Origin of the sequence: Lactobacillus sp. W8174, from assembly GCF_016100975.1 — a bacterium.
In the GTDB taxonomy this organism is placed as follows: Bacteria; Bacillota; Bacilli; order Lactobacillales; family Lactobacillaceae; genus Lactobacillus; species Lactobacillus juensis.
In genome coordinates this window covers 192,747-218,835 of record NZ_JACFRN010000001.1, presented here as the reverse complement: position 1 = coordinate 218,835, position 26,089 = coordinate 192,747, and the positions used below count along the sequence as shown (strand labels likewise).

The following is a 26,089-nucleotide window of genomic DNA, read 5'->3' as shown; positions in this document are numbered from 1 at the left end:
ACTTCCTCCTACGGTTTTAATCCTCTCAAGCGGTCATTTCAGTATTTCACCATTGTGTGGCACCAAAATACTGATCGCTCTTGATGTTTATTACACAATATGCCTAAAGGCATACGTTAAAATAATACTAGATTATTGCTTAAGATGCAAGGTTAAAAATCAACTTTATGCTCCCTTAGAAATTTTTCTTTCCATGTCCTGTTATGGTGCTTAAACCAGTATTCTCTTTTAAGCGCCAGCTTTTTATCTTTAAACTCTTCATGATAAAGTAATTTAACCGGTCTGCGAGATTTCGTGTATTTGGCACCCTTGCCGCTGTTATGTGCTTTCAGTCGTTTATGTAAATCATCAGTAAAACCACCATAGAAGCTATTATCCTTACATAAGAGTACATAAAAATAATATCTCCTACTCTTTTGCCTTTTTTCTTTATCCGATTCTGTTTCTCTGATTATACGTTGGATCGCAGGAAGATAATTACCGTTTTTATCATGTACCTCAATGGCATCCCTTAATACTAGACCGTCGCTACCAGTATGTTTAACTGCCTCAATAATTATTAAATTGCAGTCCTCTCCTCGATGAGAAACATATGGCTGTACAAGCTTAATACTCAAATCATGCTTAAGACAAAAATAGGCAATTTCGTTTAAGCGCTCTGGTCGATGGACCATAAATAATTTGCCTTTCATTTTAAGTAAGGCACTGGCTACAGAAATTATTTCTTCTAAATTAATTAAGATTTCATGCCTGGCAATAGCCTTTGCTGGATCAGGATTTACTTTATGATTTTGTGCAACTTTAAAGTAAGGTGGATTCACGACAATTACATCATATGAATCTTTTCGTAAAAATGCAGGAGCATCTTTAACGTTTTTTTGAAAAACCTGGATACGATTTTCCATATTATTTAGCGCAATAGAACGTTCAGCTTGTGAAGCTACTTCTTCTTGTATTTCAACCGCATCATATTTAGCACGATTAAAATAAGCCATATACATTGTTGCTGCACAATTACCCGCACATAAATCCGCTACCTTGGAATTATCTTTAATTGCGTCCTTTGCAGTTGCCGCTAAAAGCAGAGTATCTAATGAAAAGCTGAAAGATGATTTATTTTGAATTATTTTTAAATCATCACTGTACATATAATCAATACGTTCATTTTTCAATAATTTTTCCATAAAAATTTGTCCTCTCTCGCAGCTCTGTTATAATATTTTACATCAATTGGAGGAAATTATGTTTTATCATTTCATTCGTCCGGTAGCCCGCTTTATTGTCTGGTTATTAAACGGACATTTACACGTTAATCATAAAGAAAGAATTCCCGCAGGCAATTATATCTTGGCAGCACCACATAGAACCTGGTGGGAACCAATTTTGTTTGCATTAGCTGCCAGTCCTAAGGAATTCATGTTTATGGCTAAAATAGAATTGTTTAAAAATCCAATATTACGATTCATTTTAAAACACGCTCATGCATTTCCAGTTGACCGTAAACATCCGGGACCTTCAGCTTTAAAAACCCCCATTAATGGATTAAGAAAGGGAAATTATTCCTTAATTATTTTTCCTTCAGGTACCAGGCATTCAACTGAAATGAAAAGCGGTACTATTGCTATTGCCAAGCTGTCAAATACGCCTATAGTGCCTGTAGTTTACCAAGGCCCTCTAACTTTCACAGGTTTGTTAAAACGCCAACCTTTGGAGGTATGCTTTGGAGAACCGTTTATGGTTGACCGTAAAATTAGACTCACACACGAAAATGAAGCAATGCTAGATAATAAATTGAAAAAAGCCTGGGATAAAATTGATTACGAACAAAATCCGGATTTTCATTATCAACCTAAATAAAAAATCATTCTTTAAACATAAGCTTTATAAACAAGTGTTAAAATAATACTGTAAAAAGTTAGATGGAGGATTTTAAAATTGTTAGAAAAAAGTTTTTATAGAGCTATGTTGAGCAAATCTTTTCCATTCCCGGTCAAAGTAACATATTGGGATGGCAAAAGCGAGGTATATGGAAACGGTACTCCAAATATAGAGATAATTTTTAACGAAAAGATTCCGACAAGTGCTATTTCTAGAAATGCTTCACTGGCTCTTGGCGAAGCATATATGGATAAAAGGATTGAGATTAAAGGCAGTTTGCAAAAACTAATTTGCGGGGCTTATGAAAGCGCCGGAAGTTTCATGAGATCCAGTAAATTTAGAAAATTTTTACCCAAAGAAAAACACACTGAAGAACAAAGTGAAAAAGATGTTCAAAGTCACTATGATATCGGTAACGACTTTTATAAATTATGGCTTGACCCTACTTTAACATATTCGTGTGCCTATTTTGAAAATGAAAATGACAACCTTGAAACAGCACAATTGAATAAAATCCATCATATTTTAAATAAATTACATCCTGAAAAAGGAAAGACATTACTTGATATTGGATGTGGCTGGGGCACTCTTATGCTGGTTGCTGCCAAAGAATACGGCTTAAAAGTAACTGGTGTAACTCTGAGTGAAGAGCAGTATAAACTTGTGCAAAAGAAAATATACGACCAGAACTTGCAAGATATTGCGGAAGTTAAGTTAGAAGACTACCGTGAGTTGGGAAATGAACAATGGGATTATATTACCTCTGTAGGCATGTTTGAACATGTTGGCAAAGAAAATTTAGGCCAATACTTTGCTGATGTAGCCAAATATTTAAAGAAAGATGGCGTAGCCCTTATTCATGGCATAACTCGTCAACAAGGCGGTGCCAAGAATGCTTGGATTAACAAGTACATTTTCCCAGGTGGTTATGTACCAGGTTTAACTGAAAACATTGGTCATATTGTCGAAAACAACATGCAATTGACAGACTTGGAAATGCTTAGAAGGCATTATCAAAGAACGCTTGAAATTTGGGATAAAAATTTTAATGCTAAAAGAGATCAAATCCAAAAGAATATGGGTGAACGTTTTACCCGTATGTGGGATTTATACTTGCAGGCTTGCGCTGCTTCTTTTGAATCTGGCAACATTGATGTCGTGCAATATCTAATTACTAAAGGCCCATCTGGCAAGAACTTACCAATGACAAGAAAGTATATGTTAGATAAGTAGTATTAATATTTTCATCCATACAAAAAGCTGACAAATTGACTTTGTCAGCTTTTTTAGTAATTTAAATTTACATCCACACTATGATTTAGAATTCGGGTTAAGGTTTAAAAATCTTCCCTGGATTAACAATATAATTAGGATCAAATAACTTTTTAACCTTACGTAGTAAGTCGGTATAATCTTTACCGTAAAAGTCTTCATAGTAATTTGCTCTTGCATAACCAATTCCGTGTTCACCGGACATATTACCATCAAGAGATTTAGCGGTTTTATACAATTCAGAAATAACTTTATCACTGGTTTTAGCATACTCTTCATCAGACATATTGTCAGAGCAAAGATAAATATGCAAGTTGCCGTCTCCAGCATGACCAAAGTTTGGAATCCTAATGTTTAATTCTTTTTCTAATTCCTCAATCCGGTCTAAAACAACAGGAATGTGGTTGATTGGAACACAAACATCAATTTCATCCATCTTTGGAGTAGAGTTTTGAATGGCCAGCAATAACTCTTCACGACATTTCCAGATCTTCTTGGCTTCATCAGAATCAGCACTCAAAACGATAGCTTTTTCAGCTTTAAAAGGTTTAACAACTTCTAAAGTTTCATTAAGCTCTGCTTTCCACTCATCTTCTGTAAAGGCATCAATTCCAATGATAATAAAGCCGTCACCATGCTTAATCGGAAATTCATCTTTAGCATAAGTTTCCCAGAGTTTAACAACCTTACGTCCCATAAACTCAACAGTAGTTGGTACAACTCCAGATTTCAGAATAGCTGGTACTGATCTAATGGCGTCATTCAAAGTTGGAAATGGAATAATGGCATTGATAGATTTGTGAGGTCTTGGGTATAAACGAATTGTAACTTCTGTTACAACACCCAGTGTTCCTTCTGAACCAATGATCAAATCCTTTAATGAATAGCCTGAAGATGATTTAACTGCCTTTGAACCAAATTTATATAATTTACCATTAGTTAATACAACTTTGATCTCACGAATGTGCTCTCTGGTAACGCCATATTTAATAGCTTTAAGTCCACCCGCATTGGTGGAAACATTACCACCGATAGTTGCCCAGTGCATGGCTGGAGCAGGCATATACATGAAAGGCTTATCAGCCAGATATTCGTCCAAGTCTTTCAATCTCAATCCAGCTTGAACAGTCATGGTCAAACTTTCTGGATCATATTCCAAAACCTTGTTCATTTTGATCATGTCCAGTGAAATTCCGCCATCAACAGCAAGGTTAGCTCCCATTAAACCAGTTGAATTTCCTCTTGGAACCAAAGGTATTGAATGATCACTTGCATATTTAACAACATTCATTACCTCTTCATTGCTTGTTGGTTGAATTACCAAATCAGGCATAGCTTTGACTGTGCCAAATTGGTCATGATCCCAGTGTTTAGTAGGTTTAGTAATAAACCTTTCTGGATCTGAAATGAACTTACTTAAATTATCCAGATCAGTTTGATTAATTTTATGATATTCCATTATAATTCCCTTCTTACTAAAATCATAATTTAGCTACTGCTAACATGATAAATTTACTCTTTAATGTAAACGCTGTCAATACCAAATATAAAAAAGCACAAAGTTTTTAGCTTTGTGCTTTTTTTCACTTTTGGCTATTCTGTAAGGTATATAAATTATAATAATAACCTTTTTGTGAAAGAAGTTTTTCATGATTGCCTCTTTCTACTATTTTGCCATCATTTAAAACAATAATTTGATCTGCATCAACAATAGTTGAAAGTCTGTGCGCTATAGCCAAAGTTGTGCGGCCTTTGCGCAATCTCTTTAGTCCCTGCTGAATGAGCGTTTCAGTTTCAGTATCAACATTTGCAGTTGCTTCATCCAAAACCAATATCTTTGGATCTGTTACTAAAGTCCTTGCAAATGAAATCAATTGCCTTTGGCCTTGACTAAACTCGCTGCCGCCTTCACCTACTTTAGCATGGTACTTTCCAGGGAGATTCTCAATAAAGCTATCTGCCTGAACGGTTTCTGCAGCTTTTTTAATTTGCTCGTCAGTGATGTTTTTGTTATAAAGTCGAATATTGGAATTAATATCTCCATAGAACATGAAGGGTTCTTGCAATACCAATCCCAGTTTTTTGCGTAATTCTGCTTTTGGATACTTTTTAATGTCAACACCATCAATTAGTACTTCACCTTTATAAAATTCATAAAAACGCATCATTACGTTAATAATTGAACTTTTACCAGAACCTGTATGGCCAACTATGCCTAAAGTTTCTCCGGGATTAACTGTGAAAGATATATCATGTAAAATTTCGTTTTTACCATCATATGAAAAACTTACGTGCTTAAACTCAATCTTTCCTTGATTAATTGTTAAACCAGCCTCAGCTTTTTGTTGTGGCTCGTAATCAGTATTATCTAATATCCGAAAAATTCTTTTACCTGCTACAATACCGTCTTGGAAGAAAGTCATCTGATCCATCATATTGGCAATTGGATTAAAAAACTGGGAAATATATTGTGAAAATGCGTAAACTACACCCGCTGGCACGAATGTTTTCCTTAACGGAAAACCAAAATACATTAAAGTTAAAGCTAATGCAAGTGAATATAATAGACTAGTTAAAGGTGACAGCAAAAATGAATTAAGATTAATCATATCAAATCTTGTTTTCATTAAAGCATTATTTTCATTTTCAAAATGATTAGTCATGCGCTCTTCTTGCTTAAATTGTTGAATTAAAGAAACACCTTCAATTGATTCATTTAAGTTAGTATTGATGCGACTCAATCGCTCACGATAACTACGATAAAGTTTAGAACTCCTTTTAGAATATTGCCATATGATCACTAAAAGTACGGGCAAAAAAGCAAGTACTATCAGTCCAGCCATTACATTTGTAGAAAACATTGCTACCATTGCTGAAATGATTGAGAAAAATGAAATTACCACACTTGATAATACAGTTAGAAAATTACTCAAGGTCATAGTATCGTTTGTTACTCTTGAGACTATTGAACCGGCTGGAGTTTGGTCAAAGTAGCGCATCCCTAATGTATGCAACTTTTTATAAAGTTCTAACCGCAAGCCTTCTAGCGATTTTTCTGATCCTAAAGCAAAAAAGTACTCATAGGTAAATTGTAAAATTCCTTTGACAACAGAACCAAATGCGTAAAGAAAACCCGCAAATAAAATTATTTGTGTTGTAACATCAGTTTTACTCAAAAAGTTATCCAAAAAATACTGTAAACCATATGGCAGTAAAACGTTGATTACACTTACTAAAAAGGCACCTATACCAGCAATAATCATTTCATTTTTAAAATGCATTACAAACCGCAATAAACGTTTAAAAATGCTAAGCTGTTCTTTTACTGGAATCTCTTGCGACCAGACTGATTGAAATGAGTTTTCATCGTCCATTGGAGTTACCTACCTTATCTTCTAACTCTTGTCTTTGCCACATATCTGCATACCAACCATTTAATTTTAGCAACTGGTCATGAGTTCCTCGTTCAACAATCCGACCATTTTTTAGTACTAAAATCAAATCAGCATTCATTACTGATGTAAGTCTATGCGTAGCAATTAAAGTTGTCTTGCCTTTTCGTTCTTTTTTCAAAGAATGTAAAATAGCCATTTCAGTTCTGGCATCAACAGCTGACAGTGCATCATCTAAAACTAAAATTTGACTTTGCTTCAGCAAGGCGCGGGCAATGGACATACGTTGTTTTTGTCCTCCGGAAAGTGAAACACCGTTTTCACCAACCAAAGTATTGTAGCCACCAGGCATTTGTAATATATCATTGTGCAGATCACTTTTCTTTGCTGCAGCAACAATAGCACTTTCATTACTGTCTGCTTTTGAAAAAGCAATATTTTTTTGAATACTGGTTGAAAATAAGTAATTATCTTGGGGCACATATGATATTTGGCGCAATAAAACATTAAGCGGGATCTCCCTGATATCATGTCCATTTAAGGTAATATGACCATCATATTTGTCAAATTCCCTTAGTAAAAGCTGTATGATGGTAGTTTTTCCAGCCCCTACTTTACCAACAAGACCCAGAGTTTGCCCTGTCTTTAACGTAAAGTCGATATTATTTAATACTTGAACTTTAGGTTCATCTGGGTATGCAAAATATTTAACATGATAAATAAGATCCCCAGCAATATCTTTGGCAGATAATTTTTGATCAGCATTTTTGTCGGTGATTTCAGATTTTTCTTCCAGCAGCTTTTCAATACGGTCGTAACTAGCACTTCCTCGCTCTAGTATATTAAAAAGATACCCAATCGCAAACATCGGCCAGACCATATTGCCGATATATGCTATAAATGAAACTAACTGGCCAATAGTGAGAGCCTTGTTAAAAACTAACATTCCGCCATAAATGATAGTTATGGTATATGTCAAACCAATAAGAAATGTACCTAATGGATCAAACATAGAATCCCATTTAAAAACTTTTTTATTGATTTTTATAGTATTGTCTATCATTTGGTTGAAAGCGGCTGTATCTTCTTTACCTTGTCCAAAAGTTTTTAAAACTTTGATACCTGAAACAGATTCTTGAGTTTTATTGTTTAATTTGGAAAAAGCTGCTTGAGATTTATCAAAAGCATCATGTAGCCTGTCTCCTAATTTCCATGCTCCCCAAGCCAAAAATGGCAAAGGCAGAAGAGCTACAAGTGTTAAACGCCAATCAACAAAAGCAATCATGGCCACCATAGTGGATACGCTCATTATGAGTGAATCTACTAATGTTAAGACACCTTCACCCGCAACTTCCTGAACCGCCGAAACATCATTTGTGGCGTGAGCCATCAAATCACCAGTTCTGTGACGTTGATAAAAAGTGCGATCCATAGCCATGAAATGACGAAATAATTTTGATCTTAATTGCAGTTCCAGTTCAGCTGCTCCACCCCAAATCTGACTACGCCAAAAATAGCGAAAGCCATAGAGTAATAAGGCCGCTAAAATGATAGCCAAAATCAGTAGACCGTATTCCTGCCAACTAATATGTCCTTTATCTAATTGATCAGCCATTAGGCCTAAAATCCTTGGTGGCACCAAGTTCACAACTGAAGTTAATGCTAAAAATGTAATACCTATGAGGTAACGCTTTTTCTCTTTTTTAAAAAACCAGCCTAATTTAAAAAATATACCCATTATTCACCTAAAAAATTCAGTAAAAAAGCGGAGATATCGTTCTCCGCCACACTATTTCAATCTAGTAAGTTTTTACTTTTGGTGCTTCATCATGTTCATCACTTGGTTTACCTTCTTGGCTGAAGGTTTTTGGCCCATTTGAGACATCATGGCAACAATCATATCTTCACTGATTGGCGGATTATCCTTAAAATATTTTTTCATATATGCTCTGGCACCGTAAAAACCACCCACTAGGCCTAACAACAGTGCTATAACTATTAGAAAAATCGCTAATCCTAAGTTCATAAAATAATCACCTCAATTTGTCCAATAGGTATATCTTACCTAAAAATTCAATAAAATTAAAGATCAAAGTTAATCTTTTCTTAAACCTTTTTCTCTTTGAGCTTTCTTGGCTTTCTCAGATGTAATTTCATTGCCATTTTTATCAATTATGACCAAATTTTCAACGTCTTGTTTAAAGCCTGCTCTAAAGTTTTTAATAAATTCCCGATGTAACTTTTTTCGTTCCTTTTCCTCGGCTTCTGTTAGTCCAACAGATTCCTTTTTATGATAAAGTTCATTTATTCGATTTATCATTTTTTTCTCAAGATCTTCATTCATTTTAAGCACCTCTCATTAAAAAAGTCTACATTATTATCAGCAGGAAAAAAAGTTTTAAATTTTCAGAACGTTTGTTTGTAGTATACGATTTATTTTGCTAAAATTAAATATATAAGAAAACGTTTAAAATACTGGAGATAACTATGACTACAAAACAAAACACTAAGCAATTACAAATTTTACGCTATATATATGAAACGGTTGAAGACAGAGGTTTTCCTCCCACTGTTCGTGAAATTTGCCATGCTGTAGATTTATCTTCCACTTCTACTGTACATGGCCATTTGTCAAGGCTTGAAAATAAGGGATTATTAATAAAGGATGCTACAAAACCAAGAGCATTGGAAATAACCGATGAAGGAAAAAAAGCGATAGGCGTTCAGCCGAAAAAAATTCCTGTAGTCGGCGATGTCACAGCCGGCCAACCAATTCTGGCTGTTGAAGACATCGAAGATTACTTTCCCTTACCTCCTGATTTAGCAAATGATGCCGGAGACCTCTTTATGCTAAGAGTTCATGGTGAAAGTATGATTAACGCCGGTATCCTCAACGGAGATAACGTAATCGTCCGCAAACAATCTTCAGCAATTAACGGTGAAATTGTAGTAGCAATGACAGATGAAAATGAAGCAACTGTAAAACGATTTTACAAGGAAAAAGGTCACTATCGTTTGCAGCCTGAAAATGATACGATGGCACCGATTATATTGTCAAGCGTCCACATTTTAGGTAAAGTAGTTGGACTATACCGTAACACTATTATTTAACAAAAGAGCTTTATAGCATTATTGGGATAAATAAAAATTATTTTTTGCGAGTTTCAATAATGCTTTTTTTCTGCAGAGTTTTTTTTACTTCTGCCAATACTTTTTTCTGCATTTTTAATTTGTTTATTTTTGCAGATATAACGGCGATTTTATCCTTAATTAACTTTAAGTTTTGTTTACGTTGCTTTTCAGTACTACACGACTCATCGTGTAGTTTTTTTATGTCTTTTATTTCTTGCAGCGAAAAACCCAAGTCTTGAAACTCTTTAACTGCTTCAAAAATATCACATTCGTTTTCAGTAAACCAATAGTTTCTTCCCTTACGAGCAGGAGTTATTAAGTTTAAGTAGATATAATGTCTAACTGTATCACGTGTAGTATTTTCCTTTTGCATAAATTCTTTCAAATACATAATTATCTCCTTGACGTAGGGTCGACCCCAGATGATTAAATTTTAGCAGGAGGTATTAAAATGTCATATCTAACAATCTTTTTAACTATTATATATGGTGTTCTCATGATTAGCGCCAGCTTTTCATCTTTTACTAGTTTGCCAATTTGGCTAATCATGATCAACGTCTTGTCCGCATTAGGCATTATTGCCGGAAGTTTTCTAAAAAAACCACTTTTAACTACTATATTTCTAGTAGCAGTTTTACTTTCCGCTCTAGCAAATGGTATTTTTCTTTACGGACAAATCACTTGGTCTCACTGGTTTATCAGACTAATTTTGACTATTATTTTGATTTGCCTGAGCTTTAAGTAATTTTAGATATTCATCTGGCAAAATTCCTGTTAGCAGTCAAGCGTAACGTCTCAAAATACTGTCATAATGGCAAGAAATTGACTTTCCACAACTAATGCTTTAAATCAATTCACAATCTTTATATTGAAATTATGCTTAAAAATGCTGTTACTAAAGCTTTTATGTTATTTACTTGTGAATAATAACGCTGTTTCACTTTGGTTTCACAACAGTAATTTTTCACAAACTTGGTTAAATTTTACTAATGATATTGGCAGCTAAATTAATTGCTGCTTCATGGGCATCCCTACCCCAGCCTCTGTCATCATGATTTTCTATATCTTTAAGTGAATCGGCTGTAAATAATATTTGTGCAAAATCTGCCTCTCTGAATTGTGCACACGCAGCCATTGCTGCACATTCCATCTCTACACTAGAAGCCCCCAATTCTTTAGCTTGCTTTACTTTCTTGACAGTTTCCCTAAAGAAACCATCAGTTGTCCAGGTAGTTACTTCTTCAACCTTAAAGCCCTCTTGACTCAGTAACTTTTTTGTCTTCGTTAGAAACTCGGACTTCAAGTCAATGTATGTTCCTGGTTTCATATAATGAAAGGATGTACCCTCATCTCTAATAGCTCTTGTAGGCACTAGAAAATAGTTTTCTGGTAAATCAACTAAGCAGCCGGCTGATCCTATTGCTAAAATCTGTTTAACACCGTAACTTATTAACCAATCTAATAGCTCTACAGCAGCTGCAGCACCTATCTTTGCCTGACAAAAAGTAATTTTTTGTCCGTCTAAGTCAACCTGATAAATTGGGGTTTCACCTTCAAAACAGTCAAAGAACCCGAGCTTTTTATGAGGATAACGGGCCAAGAAACTACTGATCACGTCGGGAGTTAAAAATGCAAACAGCAGCTTGGGCTGAAAATGAAAGTTATTAATTTCTTGTTCGTGATCCGGTTCTAAAACAGCCCTCGATTCAGAATCAAAATTTAACAAAAACGGTTCATTCATAATTTTTCTCCTCAATAAAAATATATTGCTGAAGATTTTAACATAAACAAAAAAGAGAATCATCCCTTTACGGAATGATTCTCTTTTACTTAAGCGTGAATTAACGACGCTTTTCTGCAATTCTAGCAGATTTACCGTGACGATCACGTAAGTAGTAAAGTTTAGCACGACGTACACGACCGTGACGCAATACTTCAACCTTGGCAACACGTGGATCGTTTACTGGAAAAGTACGCTCAACACCAACACCAGATGCCATTTTACGTACGGTGTAGCTGGCACCAATTCCAGTGCCCTTACGCTTAATAACAACGCCTTCAAACATCTGAATACGTTCATGTGAGCCTTCAACAACACGAACATGAACACGAACTGTGTCTCCTGCACGAAAGTCAGGAATATCGTCACGTAATTGTTCTTTAGTTAATTCTTGAATTAATGGATCCATTTTTATTTTCTCCTTCTGCGGCATTCATTAGCGTTCTCTACGTAAGCGGAATACCCCTAACTATTAGTGTAATATAAATTTACACCTCAATCATACTAGCAAAAATAACAGGTAAAATCAAGTTTAATCTTCTTCTCGTTTTATTTCCGCCATCATTTTTTCTTCTTCTTCACTTAAAGTATAATTTTTAAGCAAATCAGGTCTGTGTAAATAAGTTGCACGCAAAGCTTCCTTGTGACGCCACTGCGCAATTTTTTGGTGATTACCAGATGTTAATACTTCCGGTACTTTTTTTCCTTGAAAATTTTCCGGCCTGGTATATTGGGGATATTCCAGCAAGCCGTGAGCAAAGCTTTCTTCTACTGGTGAAGCATCATTGCCCAAAATTCCTGGTATTAACCTGACTGTAGCGTCTATCATACTCATAGTTGGCAGTTCACCACCCGTTAAGACATAATCACCTATTGAAACAATTTCATCAGCCAAATTATAAACGCGTTGATCAAAGCCCTCATAATGACCGCAAATAAATGTCAAGTTTTCTTCTTGAGACCAGTCTTGTGCCATTTTTTGATTAAAAGTTTTACCCTGTGGTGCAGTAATGATTACTTTGCCCTTATTTTTAAGTGAATCAAGGGCTTTTTTAATCGGCATGACTTGCAAAACCATGCCAGCGCCGCCACCATATGGACTATCATCAACGTGATGATGAACATCAGTGGTAAAATCGCGAAAATTTACTAGATTGAGTTGCCATTTATCATCTTCAAGACCTCTTCCAAGCATTGAGGTCGTCAATGGTGTAAACATATCAGGAAAAAGCGTTAATACGTTAATCTTCATTACGTAACCCTTCCAAAAGTTCTACATAAATCTTTTTATGTGCAACATCTATTTTCTTAACTACTTTGTCAATATAGGGAATTAAATATTCATTACCATTTTGTTCGGTAACTTCCCAAACGTCGTTTGCACCGGGAGTCTCAATACCAGTTATTTGACCCAGCTTAACCCCAGAATGATTATCTATCACTTCACAGCCTAAAATATCCCGATAATAATATGCACCATCTGGAAGTTCATGTTGATTTTGCTCACTAACAACTAAAGTTTCGCCGACCAATTTCTTAGCACTATCAATATCAGAGATCTCATTAAATTGAACTAGCCAAAATTGTTTAAAAGGCCTGCTGCTTTTAACCGTCAACTTTTTTTGTTGATTATCTTTTAAAGCTAATTCTTTTTTTGCAGCAAATCGTTCCTCCGGAAAATCTGTAATCAAAGCAACCTTTACTTCTCCCTTAAGACCATGTGTAGATAAAATACGCGCAACATCATAAAATTGCATAGTTTCTCCTAGTCAAAGAAAAAAGTTTGAAGCAGTCAACTTCAAACTTTTAACAAACGATTCACTATTTATTGAATTTTGAATCATGCAGTTTCTTCATTAAACCTGCACCTGAAAGAAGTGAACGTACAGTATCTGAAGGTTGTGCACCTTTCTTCAACCATTCAAAAATCTTGTCTTCGTCTAATTTCAATTCCTTAGGAACAGAAACTGGATTATAATACCCAACTTCTTCAATAAAACGACCATCACGTGGCATTCTGGAATCAGCGACAACTATTCTATAAAAAGGTTTTCTTTTGGCACCCATACGGCGCATACGAATTTTTACTGACATAAATTTATTTCCTCCTAAAAGTTACGTTAAATAATATAGCACTTATTTTTTAAGGTGTAAAGTGTTTTTACTTAACAGGTGATTTTTATGAATGGTATCTCTTGACCTTCATGCGCTTTTTCTTGTTTTTCTTGAATTTCTTACCCATGTGACGCATAGCCATCCGGCCCATTGGAGAATTCATTCCTGGCAAATTATCCATTCCCTTAAAATTACCCTTGGTAATTTTGCTCATCATATCGCGGGCCTGTTTAAATTGCTTAATCATTCTGTTGACTTCAACTACAGGTCGACCAGAACCTGCTGCAATTCTTCTTCTGCGGCTTGGATTAAGCAATTCTGGATTTTCTCGTTCTTCTTCTGTCATTGATGAAATAATTGCTTTCACATAAACAATTTGTTTTTTATCAAAGTTGACATTCTTAAGCTGGGGATTGTTTGCCATTCCCGGAATCATCTTGATCAGCTGGTCAAGTGGGCCCATTTTTTCAACTTGCTCAATCTGATCAACAAAGTCGTTGAAATCAAAAGTATTTTCTTTCATTTTTTCAGCAACTTCTTCAGCCTTTTTAGCATCATAATCCTGTTGGGCTTTTTCAATCAAAGTCAGCATGTCACCCATGCCCAGAATTCTAGAGGCCATCCGATCAGGATAGAATTGTTCCAGGTCGGTTAATTTTTCACCTTGACCGGTATAAATAATTGGCTTGCCGGTTACTGCTCTGATTGACAGTGCAGCACCACCACGGGTATCACCGTCAAGTTTGGTTAAAATTACGCCCGTAATATCCAAGCGGCTGTCAAAGCCCTTAGCCACATCAGTTGCAGCTTGACCGGTCATGGCATCTACTACCAGCAAAATATTGTCTGGTTGGGCGACTTCTTTAACGCGCTCAAGTTCTTCCATTAATGGTTCATCAATTTCCAAACGTCCAGCGGTATCAATAATGACATAATCATTTTTATTTTTATCGGCTTGACTCAAACCGTCTTTTACTATTTGCGCTACATCTTTTTGATCTTTTTCACTATAAACAGGAACTTTTAGCTGATCACCAATTTGTTGCAACTGGTCAACAGCAGCTGGACGATAAATATCGCCAGCAATTAACAGCGGTCTAGCTTTTTCTTTTTGTATTAACCTGTTGGCTAATTTACCGACTGTGGTAGTTTTACCTGTACCTTGTAAACCGACCATCATAATAATGGTAGGAATATGCTTAGATTTATTTAGAGAAACCGCACTTTCACCCATCATCTTGGTTAATTCATCATTAACGATCTTGATGACTTGCTGGCCCGGATTAAGACTTTCCTGAACTTCTTTTCCGAGAGCTTCTTGCTTTATTTTTTTGATAAAATCTTTAACAACTTTAAAGTTAACATCAGCTTCTAGTAATGCCAGTCTAATTTCCCGACTAGCACTATTGATGTCATCTTCTGATATTTTCCCTTTTCCTGTTAAATTCTTTAAGGCCTTTTGAATTCTTTCGCTTAAATTTTCAAATGCCATGGAATTACTCTCCCCTCAGTTGATTTATTAAATCAGTAGTTATTTGTAAAGCTTGGCTTGATTTGCTTTTTTTCAGTGCAACTACAACTTCAGTTAATTTATCTTCTATCATATTGTAGTCTCTTTGCATATGTAAATTGTCTTCGTAATTTTTTAACAATTTGCGACAGCGACGTAAATTGTCGTAAACTGCCTGACGTGAAACATGATGATTGCTAGCTATTTCTCCTAAGGACAGGTCATTATAATAATAATCTTCAAAATAACTCTTCTGACTCTTAGTTAAAAGACCACCATAATAGGCGTATAAATCACCCAATATTTCATTTTTTTCGAGATCATCCATTACCCTCACCTTGAACAAGTATAGCAAAAATGTCGAAAAATGACGATCTTGAAAACCAAAATTTTACTTAAGGTCTGCCGCAATTTCTTGCTTTTTGAAGCCAAAATCTGTATCATTAATTTAATTAATTTTTAGGAATTTTATTATCTCTCATGGAGACCAACAATTCTTTGAAATTATAAATCTAGGCGGTACACGAATATTTGTAATTTTGTACCGTCTTTTATTTTAATAACAGCCATTTTTTCAAAAGTATTTTAAACCGTTAAATGACACTGGTTGTTTAAGCCAATTAATCATTAAACAAGTTCGCACTTTAGTCGATATTCGTGTGAACTTTTTAAATGTAAAAAGTACTTTTAAAATGACTAAAAAATTTATTCTTAAGGAGCAATTCAGAGTGAATTTATGGAAATTGATGAACCGGAAAGAAGATCCTGGAATATATCAGGAAAAAGACGGTCATTTAGTTAGAACTCTTAGGGTTCGTGATTTTTTGGCACTAGGTGTTGGTACCATTGTTTCAACTTCAATCTTCACCTTGCCTGGTGAAGTAGCGGCATTACACACAGGACCAGCAGTCGCAATATCCTGTGTAGTCGCTTCAATAGTAGCTGGTATGGTGGCCTTTGCCTATGCAGAGATGGCAGCTGCAATGCCTTTTGCTGGTTCTGTTTATTCTTGGATCAACGTTATTTTTGGCGAGTTTTGGGGCTGGTTCTCTGGCTGGGCTCTTTTAGCCGAATACTTAATTGGCATGGCTTTTATAAGTTCCGGTCTGTCAGCAAACCTACGGGCATTAATAGCTCCTTTAGGTTGGAAATTACCTGCGGCTTTAGCTAATCCTTTAGGTGTAAATGGGGGAATGTTTGACTTAGTTGCCCTTTTAGCAATTTTACTAGCAGCTTTTTTAGTCAGTTTTGGAGTATCTAAAGCTTCCCGAGTTGAGAATGTGCTGGTGGTGGTCAAAGTGCTGGCAATTTTGCTTTTTGTGTTTGTTGGTCTGACTGTAGTGAAAAAAACTAATTTTATTCCTTTTATACCTCACTATCGCCCAACAGCTCATGGACCTTTTGGTGGTTGGCAAGGAATTTATGCTGGTGTATCAATGATTTATATTTCATTTTTAGGCTTTGATACCATTGCTTCAAACTCAGCAGAAGCTATTAATCCGCAAAAGACCATGCCTCGAGGAATTATTGGTTCTTTATTAATTGCAGTAGTGCTATTTGTTGCTGTTAGCTTGGTGCTCGTGGGAATGGTGCCATACCAACAATATTTAAATTCCGCTGAACCTGTAGGATATGCTTTAAGGAAAACGGGCTTTGGCCATATTGCCACTATAGTTCAATCTGTTGCTATTTTAGGAATGTTTACTGCTTTGATTGGTCTCTGTATGGCAAGCTCTCGTTTGGTATATTCATTTGGCCGCGATGGCATGATTCCTAAAGGACTAGGTAAATTGAATAAAGATCATCGTCCTGCAAATTCTCTGTGGACTGTCGCGGTAATTGCAATTATCATATCAGCGTTTATTCCTTTTTCATTTTTAACACAGCTAGTTTCAGCAGGAACTCTAATTGCTTTCATGTTTGTTTCGCTAGGAATTTATCGCCTGCGTCCACGTGAGGGCAAAGACATTGCTGATCCGGCATTTAAAATGCCATGGTATCCTGTCTTGCCCTTATTGGCATTCTTGGGGTCCCTTGCTGTATTTTGGGGATTAGATATGCAAGCTAAGAAATACATGCTAATTTGGTCTCTAATCGGCATTATAATTTACTTGCTTTATGGTATTCGTCATTCAGCCATGAATAAAAAAATTAAGTAACTGACATTAACCACGTAACAAAAAAGTCTGGAAATTTTCCAGACTTTTTTAATACAATTAAATTTACAGATTTTCATCCATATTAAAAGTTAATTTTGACATATTGATTGAATCAATCATCATCTGTGCCCATAATTTTTCTGACCGTTTTCTAGTATAAGCAACTGTTTCTTGATTGGCCTTGGTCAAATATGAAGTCAATTCTGCACCTGTTTTGCCTTGAGCTTGAGCAATGACATCTTCTACACGTCTGCAATAGTATTGGTTAAGCTCATTTAAATAGTCAGTATCTAATTGCACAAATTGTGGGTAATGCGTTTCTACAAGTGCCGCAAGAGATTTGTAGTACCACCAAGCATCGCTAAGATTATACTCCATTGATGTGTTATTGTAAGACGGATCTGTATCGTTCATATTAGCAAAGAATGGTACAAAAGGCGTGAAGGTTGGTCCACCAATACAAAGCCACATTATTGCTGCTTTATCAGGGTCAACATCATTTCTAATCTGTAAAATGTGTGAATTTTGCGTTCTATTTAAACCTATTGGACGGAAACGATGTTTCTCTTCTTCCGTGCCTTTACCAAAAGGATCATAGGGAGTGTTTTGGTAATGACTACCAAGCACAAATTCAATGTCTTCTCTAGTTATTTTCTTAGCAGCTCGCCGAATGAAAGGTAAATCACCATCGGTAGGATCTTGTTCAATTTCGGGATTAAAATATTTTTGCCCGTACCAAACACGATTAGTATTATAAAACCTATCTTGTTCACTATAAGTACCAAAAATATGACGGAAATTCCATCCCTGATGATCAACATTTAAGTTGTGATCGGCAACAAATTCCTGAATGCCTTCGCTCCACATAAAGTTGTCTGAATCAGAAAAATCTACTTGTTCAATGGAAACCCGATTTGCAGCAATTGCATAAGCATCATCTGGAATACGTTGCGCTACCCAGTGATGACCTGTGACAATTTCCATATACCAGATCTCATCTTTGTCGCCAAAAAGAACTGAGTTACCTGCAGGTGAACCATATTTAGCGATCAGTTTGCCTAAATATTCAACTCCATTTCTAGCAGAATGAATATAAGGCAAAACAACTGACTGCATACAATCTTCATCAAGCCCATCTTTTACCAGTGGATCATATGCGAGTGCTCTCTCATTACCATAAGTTGATTCAGTACAAGACATTGCCACATTTTCTTGATTAATACCACTCTCATCGTAATAACCACGGTTTTTGTAATCAACATTTGGTACAGCTGGAACGGCCTGAGCATTTTCAGGTAAGTCTAATTCAAACTTATTCAACCAAGACTTAATTTTACGACCTGATTCATCTTTTGCAGCGGGTCTGATAATAAATTTTTGCGGTGTAATGGGACGAAAAGTGTCATCATTACGAGCAATCATGGTCGAACCGTCAACTGAAGCCTTTTTACCTACTAAAATTGTTGTACATGCACTATATTCTTTCATTAAATCTCAATATCTCCCTTTAAAAAATCTATTCTTAAATTAAATCATGAAATAGTCCGACAGCATAGTTTGCGGCATCAAAATCAGCCAAATCGCTAGCTTTTTCACCCAAACCAACTAATTTTACCGGCAATTTCATCTCATTTCTAATTGCTAAAACGACTCCGCCCTTTGATGAGCCATCCAATTTAGTCAATACCAATCCAGTTAATTTGGTAGTCTTATCAAAATCCTTAGCTTGAAGGAGTGCATTTTGACCAGTTGAGCCGTCTAAAACTAATAGAGTTTCTGTTGGCTCTTCTGGTGCTTGCTTTTTAATTGTCCGTTCAATTTTTTCCAGCTCATTCATTAAATTCTTTTTATTTTGTAAACGACCAGCAGTATCCACTAATAAATAATCATAATTTTCTTTAAGGGCCTTATCAGTCGCATCATAAACCACTGAAGCAGGGTCAGCTTGTTCTTTTCCAGTTACTACTGGAACACCGACTCTTTCGCCCCATTCTGATAATTGTTCAACTGCACCAGCTCTGAAAGTATCTGCTGCTGCTAAAAGAACTGACTTTCCTTCATCTTTAAATCTTTTAGCCAATTTTCCGATTGTTGTGGTTTTGCCCGCGCCATTTACACCTACAAAAAGATAAATATTCGGCTTGCCATCGTTATGAGACTTTAATTTTTCATTTTCGGAATTACCACTTTGGTCATAAAGATTAACTAATTTTTCAACAATAACTTTTTTCAAATCATCTCGCGACTTGGCTTTCTGCAATTTTGCTTCATCTCGCAGTTCGTCAGTCAATTCTTCGGCAGTCTCGTAACCGACATCTGATTCAATTAGCAGCTCTTCCAAGTCATCAAAGAAATCTTCGTCAACAGTCCTGAACTGGGCAAAAAAGCGATTTAATCGAGCCCCAAAGCCCTGATTAGTTTTCTCTAAACCTTTTTCATATAATTCAGTTTCATTTTGCTTTTCGTTATCAGGCTCATCCTCAGTTTCTTGCTCTAAAGATTCTTCTTCCTGAAAAGCTGTCGAATTATCGTTTTCTGATTCATTCTTTTCTGAAGTTTGTTTTTCCTCAGAGGTTATCTCTTCCTTGTTTTTTAGCTCCTCAGAAGATTCTTGTTGCTCTTTTTCTGATTGATTCTGTGAATCATCAGTAGCTTTACTATTTTCTTCACCAAATAAAGATTTTTTTATCTTATCAAATAAACCCACTGTTATTTCACCTCATTTTTTAATTCTTTTAATGACACTGACAATACTTGCGATACGCCTGATTCTTGCATAACAACACCATAAAGTTGGTCTGCTTTTTCCATTGTTCCTCTTCTATGCGTTATTACAATAAATTGTGTATGCATATCATATTCTTCTAAGAAATGTGCAAAGCGCGTGACGTTTGCATCATCAAGCGCTGCCTCCACTTCATCCAGTACACAAAATGGTACCGGTTTGACTTTGAGCATAGCAAAAAGCAATGTAATTGCTGTCAGTGCCCTTTCTCCACCTGATAACAAACTTAGTTTTTGCAACTTTTTACCCGGTGGTTGAGCAATAATTTCAACTCCTGTGTTCAATAAATCTTCAGGATTAGTCAAAACTAATTTGGCACTGCCACCTCCGAAAACCACCGGAAACAATTCAGTAAAACTATGGGCTATCTCAGTAAAAGTTTTACTAAAGCGACTACATACTTCTTGATCAAGTTCCGACATCGATTTTTCTAAATTGTCTCGACCCTTTAACAAATCGTTTTGTTGTGCATTAAGGAAGTCGTAACGTTTTTTAACATTTTCATATTCTTCAATTGACTTCAGATTAACTGGACCAATGTCCGCAATAGACATGCGATGCAGTTTCACATTCTTCTGAAGTTGTGTCCTATTGGCCTCATTATTTTCTGTTTCCGCTTGATTCAATGCGGCCTCATATGTTAGCGAATATTCCGTATTCAAAGTATCTAAACGTTGATCTATTTGGCTATTCAACTGTGCTATTTTCACAGAAAAATCTTTTTGTTCAGCAGCAGCATCTTTACGAAGTTCATAATTACGACTCGCTACCTGATCAAGTTGGTTAATTTTAGCATCGTAATGCCCTAATTTAGAACTTAAAGTATTAAGCTGTTCCTGCAAATTTTTCTTTTTTGCAATGCCCTCTTTATTTTCGTGTTCAAAATTCATCTTCTTTTCGTCACCGAGCACATCTTTTTCATCAAGTTCCTTCAACTTTTGGGACAAAGTACTAATCTGATTTTGATGCTGCTTTGATTCATTCTTTTTATCGGATTTTTGCTTTGAAACGTTCTCCAACTTATTAGCATAAACTGCTATTTGCGGATCAAGTTCGCTTAACTTTTCCTGAACCTCTTGATTCAACTCTGAAAAGTTCTTAATACGTAATTGCAATTCACTAATATCCTGTTTTTGCTGAAGTATTTTCTCCTGCAGTTCTTCCTTCTTTTTTGCGGCAGACTTAATCTTGTTCTTAGTTTCAGCAATTTCCTGGTTGCGTTCTTGCTTTTGTTGTTCAAACAAACTATTCGCAGCCTTTAACCTGTTCACTTCTTTTTCTTGGTTTTGATACGAAAGAACCGCTTCACCTAATTCTTGTTTAAGATTTTGAAATTTCGATCTCACATCATTCAACTGCTGAGTTGAAACTTCATTCTTGCTTACAGCATCAGCTAACTGAGATTGTTCATTCTTAATTTTTGCTTTTAAATCATTAATATTTTGTCTTAATTGCCTCAGTTCAGCAGTTGTTTGAAGTGGAGAATTGCTTTTTTGATTACGCACTCCTCCTGTCATTGAACCACCAGGTGAAATAACATCTCCGTCAAGAGTTACAATACGATAGCGAGAAATTCTCTGTCTTATCTTCATAGCATTGCTTATTGTGTCAACTATTATAGTATTTCCAAGGAGATAATTAATTGCAGGCGCAATATCTTGATTAGGTAAACTTTTAACTATTTCGCTTGCAATACCTTGAAATCCGGAAAAAGAAGAAATTGTATTGATAGTTGAAGTTGGTATTGTATATTCTCTTAAACCGTCAAGAGGAAGAAAAGTAGCACGGCCCGCATGGTTTTCTTTTAATTTATTAATAGCATCCCGAGCATCCAATTTTGATTTAGTGACTAAATCCTGAACCCCATTCCCTAATGCTGTAGCCATTGCAGCTTCATATTTGGCAGGAAAGGTAACTAATTCTCCCACTGCTCCAACTACTCCAGGATAAGCGGAAATATTATTTAAAACATTTTTGACTCCGTAAAAATAACCTTCATGACGTTTGCGTATATTCTCCAGAGCATCATAACGCGCATTTAATTGACTAAAACGTTGTTTTTTGGTCGCCAATGATTCTTGAAGAGATGACAAATTTTTTTGACTTAATTTTTGCTCCCTAATGAGATCTGCAATCTTCTGCTTTTCAACCTGACAGTTTTCTTTAAGTGACCTACCTTCAGATTTAAGTCGTTTAAGCTCAGTAGTTTCATTTCTTAGTTCTTCAACAACATTTTCTGTTTGAAACTGGCTATTATCAGAAAGTTTTTTCAGTTCAGAATTCAAATAAACTATTTCATTATTATTAGAAGTTTGATCTTGCAACAACTGAATATAAGCTGAACGGAGCTGTTCTAATTTTCGGTTTAGCTGTTCAGGATTTTCTTTTAGCTGAGCGCAGAGTTTAGTTCTTTTATCATTTAACTTCTCTTGCTCACCCTTTAAATTCTTTTCTTTTTCAAGCAGATCAATCCTATCACTTTCAATTGCCGATAATTGCTTTTTTAAGTCACTCAATTCAGTTTCATATTCTTTTTTTGTGGCTGCGCTATATTGTTTAGATTGTTCCGCAACCTGCAAATTGGTATTAATTTCAGAAAGCTTTTTAGTCAAAGAAAGTAAATCATTTTGTACCTTATCTCTTTGACTATTTAAAGTTTGATATTCTTTTCTTTTGTTCGCCACAGCTGCTTGAGAATCTTTTACTTCTCGATCCAGCTTAGATAAAAGGCCTTGATTTTCATCGGCCTTTTCCTGTTCTTTTTCTTTTTGATTATCTAGATCCTGAATTTCAAATGCCAATAACGTTTTTAGTTCTCGATCCAAGCCTTTTTTCTGAAATTGATATTCTTTAGCTAAAGAACTTTGTTCATGAAGAGGTTCAATCCTCTGCTCTAGCTCTTTGACAAGATCGTTGATGCGCACTAAATTATCAGTTGTCTGTTCCAACTGAACCTTTGCTTCTTCTTTTTGTCTCTTAAAATGAAGTACACCTGCTGCTTCTTCAAATAGTGAACGCCGTTCTTCCGGATGAGAATTTAATATCTGATCCACCCGGCCTTGGGAAATAATTGCTAAACTGTCCTGTGAAATTCCAGAATCCAAAAATAGAGCACGCACATCACGTTGTCTGACACTCTTTTTGTTAATTAAATACTCATTATCTCCCGACCTTAAAATCCGCCTAGTAACAATTACCTGGTCTTCCTTAAAGTTGAGTTCATGCTTTTCATTGTTAAAAATGAGAGAAACTTCTGCATGATTTGCCGGTTTGCGGAATTCACTCCCAGCAAAAATAACATCTTTCATGTTTGAACCACGTAAAGATTTAGCACTGGATTCGCCCATGACCCATCTGATTGCTTCAGTAATATTACTCTTACCACTACCATTGGGACCAACTATGCCAGTAATACCAGTGTCAAATTTAATTGTAGTTTTTTCGGCAAAGGATTTAAAGCCGTCAATTATCAGTTCTGTTAGTGGCACATACTCATCTCCCTAATTGAGCTTACTTAGAGCTGTTTTTGCAGCTTCTTGTTCAGCGGCTTTTTTATTATGACCCTGTCCCTTAGACAATACTTTTCCATTAACAACCAGCTGTACAATAAAACTAGAAGGCAGTTGTTCTTCTTTTAAAACTTCATATTCGATCTTAACCGGCCCATCTTTTTGCAATAATTCTTGTAAGTCTGTTTTGTAATCCCTTGACGCATCGAATTTGCCAGCATCAATTAACGGGTATACTGTTAAACTTAAAAAATGCTCGACTGCTTCCATGCCTTGATCAAGAAAAAGCGCACCGTTGAATGCCTCAAAAACGTCTTCTAAAAGAGTCTTACGAGAACGTGCACCTGCTTTTTCCTCACCATGACCTAGATTAATCTCAGCCGGAAAACCAAATTTTTGAGCAAATTCTGCAAATCCTTCAGTATCAACGATATTTGACCGCATTCTAGTTAATTCACCTTCATTAAGATTTCTAAAATTACGGTAGAGGTAATCAGAAATTGCTAATTCCAAAACTGCATCCCCTAAAAACTCCAGCTTTTCGTAATCCCGAACACCATCTTCAGGATGTTCATTGGCATAAGAAGAATGAGTAAAAGCTTCTTCTAATAATTTGGGATTATTAAATTTAATTTTGTATTTTGTATCTAATCGTTTAATGAATTTGGTACTAACCATTTCTTCAACTCCTTAACAATCTAAATTATACCAGTTTTTACCATTAAAAAAGAAAACTATTGTCCTCAAATGACAATAGTTTTCTAATCTACTTAATTAAATAACTTTTATTTAGCGTAAGCAACTTTGTACCATAATTGGTGTCCGTTGTTTGTCTGTGATGGCTTCAGTGAGTACCCGGTAATTTGATTATTAACCGCATCAATTCTGTATGCATTAGTAGTAGGTACTACATATGCTTGATCAATCATATATTTCTGCCATTCATGGAATTTTTGAACGCGGTACTTATGATCAAAGGCTTTTTGTGAATCCATCTCTTGAATAAGTTTAGTATTTTCAGGAGTTACAAAACGTGAATAGTTAGACATTGTTCCTTCACTATACATTTGTTCCTGAGAAGGCTCGGTGGACAAATTCCAACCTGCCAAAAACAGATCAACTTTTGGATCGTCATTTTGAACTTTATCATAGAATGAGTTGAATTCAGTCAAGCGTCCACCAACAAGTTTAACATTCAAGCCAATCTTGTTCCATTGTTGAATATAGTTTTGGATAATTGGTTGTTGAATGGCGTTACCTGACATAGCCAAAAGATTTATTGTTAAAGGCTTACCGTTTGGATTAGTACGCCATTTACCTTTCTTTTTATAGCCAGCCTTGTCTAAAATTTGATTGGCCTTCTTAATGTTATAAGTGTAACCTTTGGCGCTTTTATCGAAATAATCACCAAATGGTGCCGGAATCAATGTAGGAATTTGGAAACTTAAGCCGTCTGTATAATGCTTATATACAGCATCAGTATTCATAGCGTAAGCCATTGCTTGACGTAACGACTTATTACCCATTTTAGCATGAGGATTCATCACATTCTTTGACTTCTTAGTATCCCATTTACCTACCTTGAAGGCCAGGTAACTATATGCTAAAGGAATCTGGGCAATAAAATTAACTTTCTTAGTATCCTTCACTTGTTTCCATTGACTATTAGTAACGCGGGTAATATCAAACTTATGGCTCTTAATCGCTTGTGAAGCAGAGTTTGGAGATACTACTTGGTAGACAATCTTATCTAATTTTGGTTTACCACGCCAGTAATATTTGTTTGGAACCCAAGTTACAGACTGACCACGGACCACATTTTTAACTTGGTATGGGCCAAAGAACAGTGGCTTCTTTCTAATCTCATCAGAAGACTCCAGCTTAGCAAAAGGAATATTCTTCAAATAGTGGTATGGAGCTGCCATTTCCCAAATATAGCCGTTACCACTATAGTACATACCTGGTTTTAATTCTTTGCAATGCAACACCGCAACACGTCCATTAGGACCATCTGGCATTTCAATCCCAGAAATAGTCTTGGACTTACCTTCATGGTAATCAGCCATTCCGTTAATAATATTAAATTGAGTCGCGTATCTTTGTGATTTAGTTGCCTTGTTAGCAATAATTTCATACGCAAATTCAACGTCTTTGGCAGTAACTTGTTTGCCATCGGACCATTTTACGCCCTTTTTAATAGTAATAGTTGCTGTTTTAGCTTTACGATCCAATTTTAAAGTAGCCGGACCTTTATCATTGATCTTATAGTGATCGTCAGTATCAAATAATGATTCTTGTCCTGGACTGGTAACATCAGCACTTGGTTGATCCATTTGCAGCTCTTCATTAAAGACACCAGTAAATGGCGTATTAGTAACTTCTGCCACCTTTAGCGTACCACCTTGTTTAGCGGTTTTTACGGGAGTCTGAATTGGGAATTTACTTGCTGTTTTTGCACCTTCATTACTCTTGGTGTTACTCTTACCACAAGCTACTAAAGTCAAGGTTGCAGCAGTTAAAACTCCTACCGAACCTATTAGTTTACCTTTTTTCATAA

The 26,089-nt window shown here is 35.8% G+C and carries 24 protein-coding genes; 5 read left to right on the top strand and 19 right to left on the bottom strand.

The genetic code is table 11. The features are described 5' to 3' along the window. Positions 1-152: 152 nt before the first annotated feature. Positions 153-1,184 carry a GIY-YIG nuclease family protein gene (locus tag H3U49_RS01195; protein ID WP_198179032.1) on the bottom strand — a complete coding sequence of 344 codons (1,032 nt, stop codon included), beginning with the start codon at positions 1,182-1,184 and terminating at the stop codon, positions 153-155. A gap of 58 nt (positions 1,185-1,242) precedes the next feature. Here H3U49_RS01195 and H3U49_RS01190 point away from each other — a divergent pair, with 58 nt between their 5' ends. Next, positions 1,243-1,857 carry a 1-acyl-sn-glycerol-3-phosphate acyltransferase gene (locus tag H3U49_RS01190; RefSeq protein WP_198179031.1) on the top strand — a complete coding sequence of 205 codons (615 nt, stop codon included), beginning with the start codon at positions 1,243-1,245 and terminating at the stop codon, positions 1,855-1,857. 78 nt (positions 1,858-1,935) lie between these two features. Further along, on the top strand, positions 1,936-3,111 hold the full coding sequence (locus H3U49_RS01185) for a cyclopropane-fatty-acyl-phospholipid synthase family protein (protein ID WP_198179030.1): 1,176 nt from the start codon (positions 1,936-1,938) through the stop codon (positions 3,109-3,111). A 97-nt stretch (positions 3,112-3,208) separates the two neighbouring features. Here H3U49_RS01185 and H3U49_RS01180 read toward each other — a convergent pair whose 3' ends face one another. From H3U49_RS01180 to H3U49_RS01160, 5 genes are all read right to left on the bottom strand, one after another. Continuing rightward, positions 3,209-4,609 (bottom strand): FAD-binding oxidoreductase, encoded by a 1,401-nt coding sequence (locus tag H3U49_RS01180; protein WP_198179029.1) that lies wholly within the window; start codon positions 4,607-4,609, stop codon positions 3,209-3,211. A 124-nt stretch (positions 4,610-4,733) separates the two neighbouring features. Then, positions 4,734-6,524 carry an ABC transporter ATP-binding protein gene (locus H3U49_RS01175; protein ID WP_198179028.1) on the bottom strand — a complete coding sequence of 597 codons (1,791 nt, stop codon included), beginning with the start codon at positions 6,522-6,524 and terminating at the stop codon, positions 4,734-4,736. Beyond that, positions 6,514-8,280: an ABC transporter ATP-binding protein gene (locus H3U49_RS01170; protein WP_198179027.1), complete on the bottom strand. Its 1,767-nt coding sequence runs from the start codon at positions 8,278-8,280 to the stop codon at positions 6,514-6,516. Before H3U49_RS01170 ends, H3U49_RS01175 begins: the two co-directional genes overlap by 11 nt. Positions 8,281-8,352: 72 nt before the next feature. Next, on the bottom strand, positions 8,353-8,568 hold the full coding sequence (locus H3U49_RS01165; protein WP_046332244.1) for a YneF family protein: 216 nt from the start codon (positions 8,566-8,568) through the stop codon (positions 8,353-8,355). Between the two features lie 69 nt (positions 8,569-8,637). Next, on the bottom strand, positions 8,638-8,886 hold the full coding sequence (locus H3U49_RS01160; protein ID WP_198179026.1) for a DUF896 domain-containing protein: 249 nt from the start codon (positions 8,884-8,886) through the stop codon (positions 8,638-8,640). A gap of 143 nt (positions 8,887-9,029) precedes the next feature. On the opposite strand from H3U49_RS01160, the gene lexA reads away from it, so the two are divergent. Next, positions 9,030-9,653, top strand: coding sequence for a transcriptional repressor LexA (gene lexA, locus H3U49_RS01155; protein ID WP_198179024.1), 624 nt, complete (start codon positions 9,030-9,032; stop codon positions 9,651-9,653). A 37-nt stretch (positions 9,654-9,690) separates the two neighbouring features. Here the strand turns inward: lexA and H3U49_RS01150 are convergent, their stop codons facing one another. After that, a complete protein-coding gene (locus tag H3U49_RS01150; RefSeq protein ID WP_198179022.1) occupies positions 9,691-10,065 on the bottom strand; it encodes a MerR family transcriptional regulator in 375 nt (124 codons plus the stop codon). Between the two features lie 60 nt (positions 10,066-10,125). Between H3U49_RS01150 and H3U49_RS01145 the strand changes: the two genes are divergently transcribed. After that, positions 10,126-10,419, top strand: coding sequence for a hypothetical protein (locus H3U49_RS01145; protein ID WP_198179020.1), 294 nt, complete (start codon positions 10,126-10,128; stop codon positions 10,417-10,419). Positions 10,420-10,650: 231 nt separating this feature from the next. Here H3U49_RS01145 and H3U49_RS01140 read toward each other — a convergent pair whose 3' ends face one another. From H3U49_RS01140 to ylxM, 7 genes are all read right to left on the bottom strand, one after another. Beyond that, on the bottom strand, positions 10,651-11,415 hold the full coding sequence (locus H3U49_RS01140; RefSeq protein WP_198179018.1) for a nucleoside phosphorylase: 765 nt from the start codon (positions 11,413-11,415) through the stop codon (positions 10,651-10,653). A 100-nt stretch (positions 11,416-11,515) separates the two neighbouring features. Beyond that, positions 11,516-11,863: a 50S ribosomal protein L19 gene (gene rplS / locus H3U49_RS01135; RefSeq protein WP_034981588.1), complete on the bottom strand. Its 348-nt coding sequence runs from the start codon at positions 11,861-11,863 to the stop codon at positions 11,516-11,518. Positions 11,864-11,986: 123 nt separating this feature from the next. Continuing rightward, positions 11,987-12,706 carry a tRNA (guanosine(37)-N1)-methyltransferase TrmD gene (trmD, locus tag H3U49_RS01130; protein ID WP_198179016.1) on the bottom strand — a complete coding sequence of 240 codons (720 nt, stop codon included), beginning with the start codon at positions 12,704-12,706 and terminating at the stop codon, positions 11,987-11,989. After that, a complete protein-coding gene (gene rimM / locus H3U49_RS01125) occupies positions 12,696-13,211 on the bottom strand; it encodes a ribosome maturation factor RimM (protein ID WP_198179014.1) in 516 nt (171 codons plus the stop codon). Before rimM ends, trmD begins: the two co-directional genes overlap by 11 nt. 64 nt (positions 13,212-13,275) lie before the next feature. Further along, positions 13,276-13,548, bottom strand: a complete 273-nt coding sequence (gene rpsP / locus H3U49_RS01120; protein ID WP_038523039.1) for a 30S ribosomal protein S16 — start codon at positions 13,546-13,548, stop codon at positions 13,276-13,278. Positions 13,549-13,633: 85 nt separating this feature from the next. Then, positions 13,634-15,061 carry a signal recognition particle protein gene (ffh, locus tag H3U49_RS01115; RefSeq protein ID WP_198179012.1) on the bottom strand — a complete coding sequence of 476 codons (1,428 nt, stop codon included), beginning with the start codon at positions 15,059-15,061 and terminating at the stop codon, positions 13,634-13,636. A gap of 4 nt (positions 15,062-15,065) precedes the next feature. Further along, a complete protein-coding gene (ylxM, locus tag H3U49_RS01110) occupies positions 15,066-15,407 on the bottom strand; it encodes a YlxM family DNA-binding protein (RefSeq protein WP_198179010.1) in 342 nt (113 codons plus the stop codon). Between the two features lie 400 nt (positions 15,408-15,807). On the opposite strand from ylxM, the gene H3U49_RS01105 reads away from it, so the two are divergent. Next, on the top strand, positions 15,808-17,238 hold the full coding sequence (locus tag H3U49_RS01105; protein ID WP_198179008.1) for an amino acid permease: 1,431 nt from the start codon (positions 15,808-15,810) through the stop codon (positions 17,236-17,238). Positions 17,239-17,301: 63 nt separating this feature from the next. Here the strand turns inward: H3U49_RS01105 and H3U49_RS01100 are convergent, their stop codons facing one another. The 5 genes from H3U49_RS01100 to H3U49_RS01080 form a co-directional block, all read right to left on the bottom strand. After that, on the bottom strand, positions 17,302-18,726 hold the full coding sequence (locus tag H3U49_RS01100; RefSeq protein WP_198179005.1) for a C69 family dipeptidase: 1,425 nt from the start codon (positions 18,724-18,726) through the stop codon (positions 17,302-17,304). Positions 18,727-18,760: 34 nt separating this feature from the next. After that, a complete protein-coding gene (ftsY, locus tag H3U49_RS01095; protein ID WP_198179003.1) occupies positions 18,761-19,945 on the bottom strand; it encodes a signal recognition particle-docking protein FtsY in 1,185 nt (394 codons plus the stop codon). Between the two features lie 2 nt (positions 19,946-19,947). Further along, positions 19,948-23,511 (bottom strand): chromosome segregation protein SMC, encoded by a 3,564-nt coding sequence (smc, locus tag H3U49_RS01090; protein WP_198179001.1) that lies wholly within the window; start codon positions 23,509-23,511, stop codon positions 19,948-19,950. Positions 23,512-23,523: 12 nt separating this feature from the next. Further along, positions 23,524-24,210: a ribonuclease III gene (rnc, locus tag H3U49_RS01085; RefSeq protein WP_198178999.1), complete on the bottom strand. Its 687-nt coding sequence runs from the start codon at positions 24,208-24,210 to the stop codon at positions 23,524-23,526. Positions 24,211-24,317: 107 nt separating this feature from the next. Continuing rightward, positions 24,318-26,087, bottom strand: a complete 1,770-nt coding sequence (locus H3U49_RS01080; protein ID WP_198178997.1) for an oligopeptide ABC transporter substrate-binding protein — start codon at positions 26,085-26,087, stop codon at positions 24,318-24,320. Positions 26,088-26,089 lie beyond the last annotated feature (2 nt).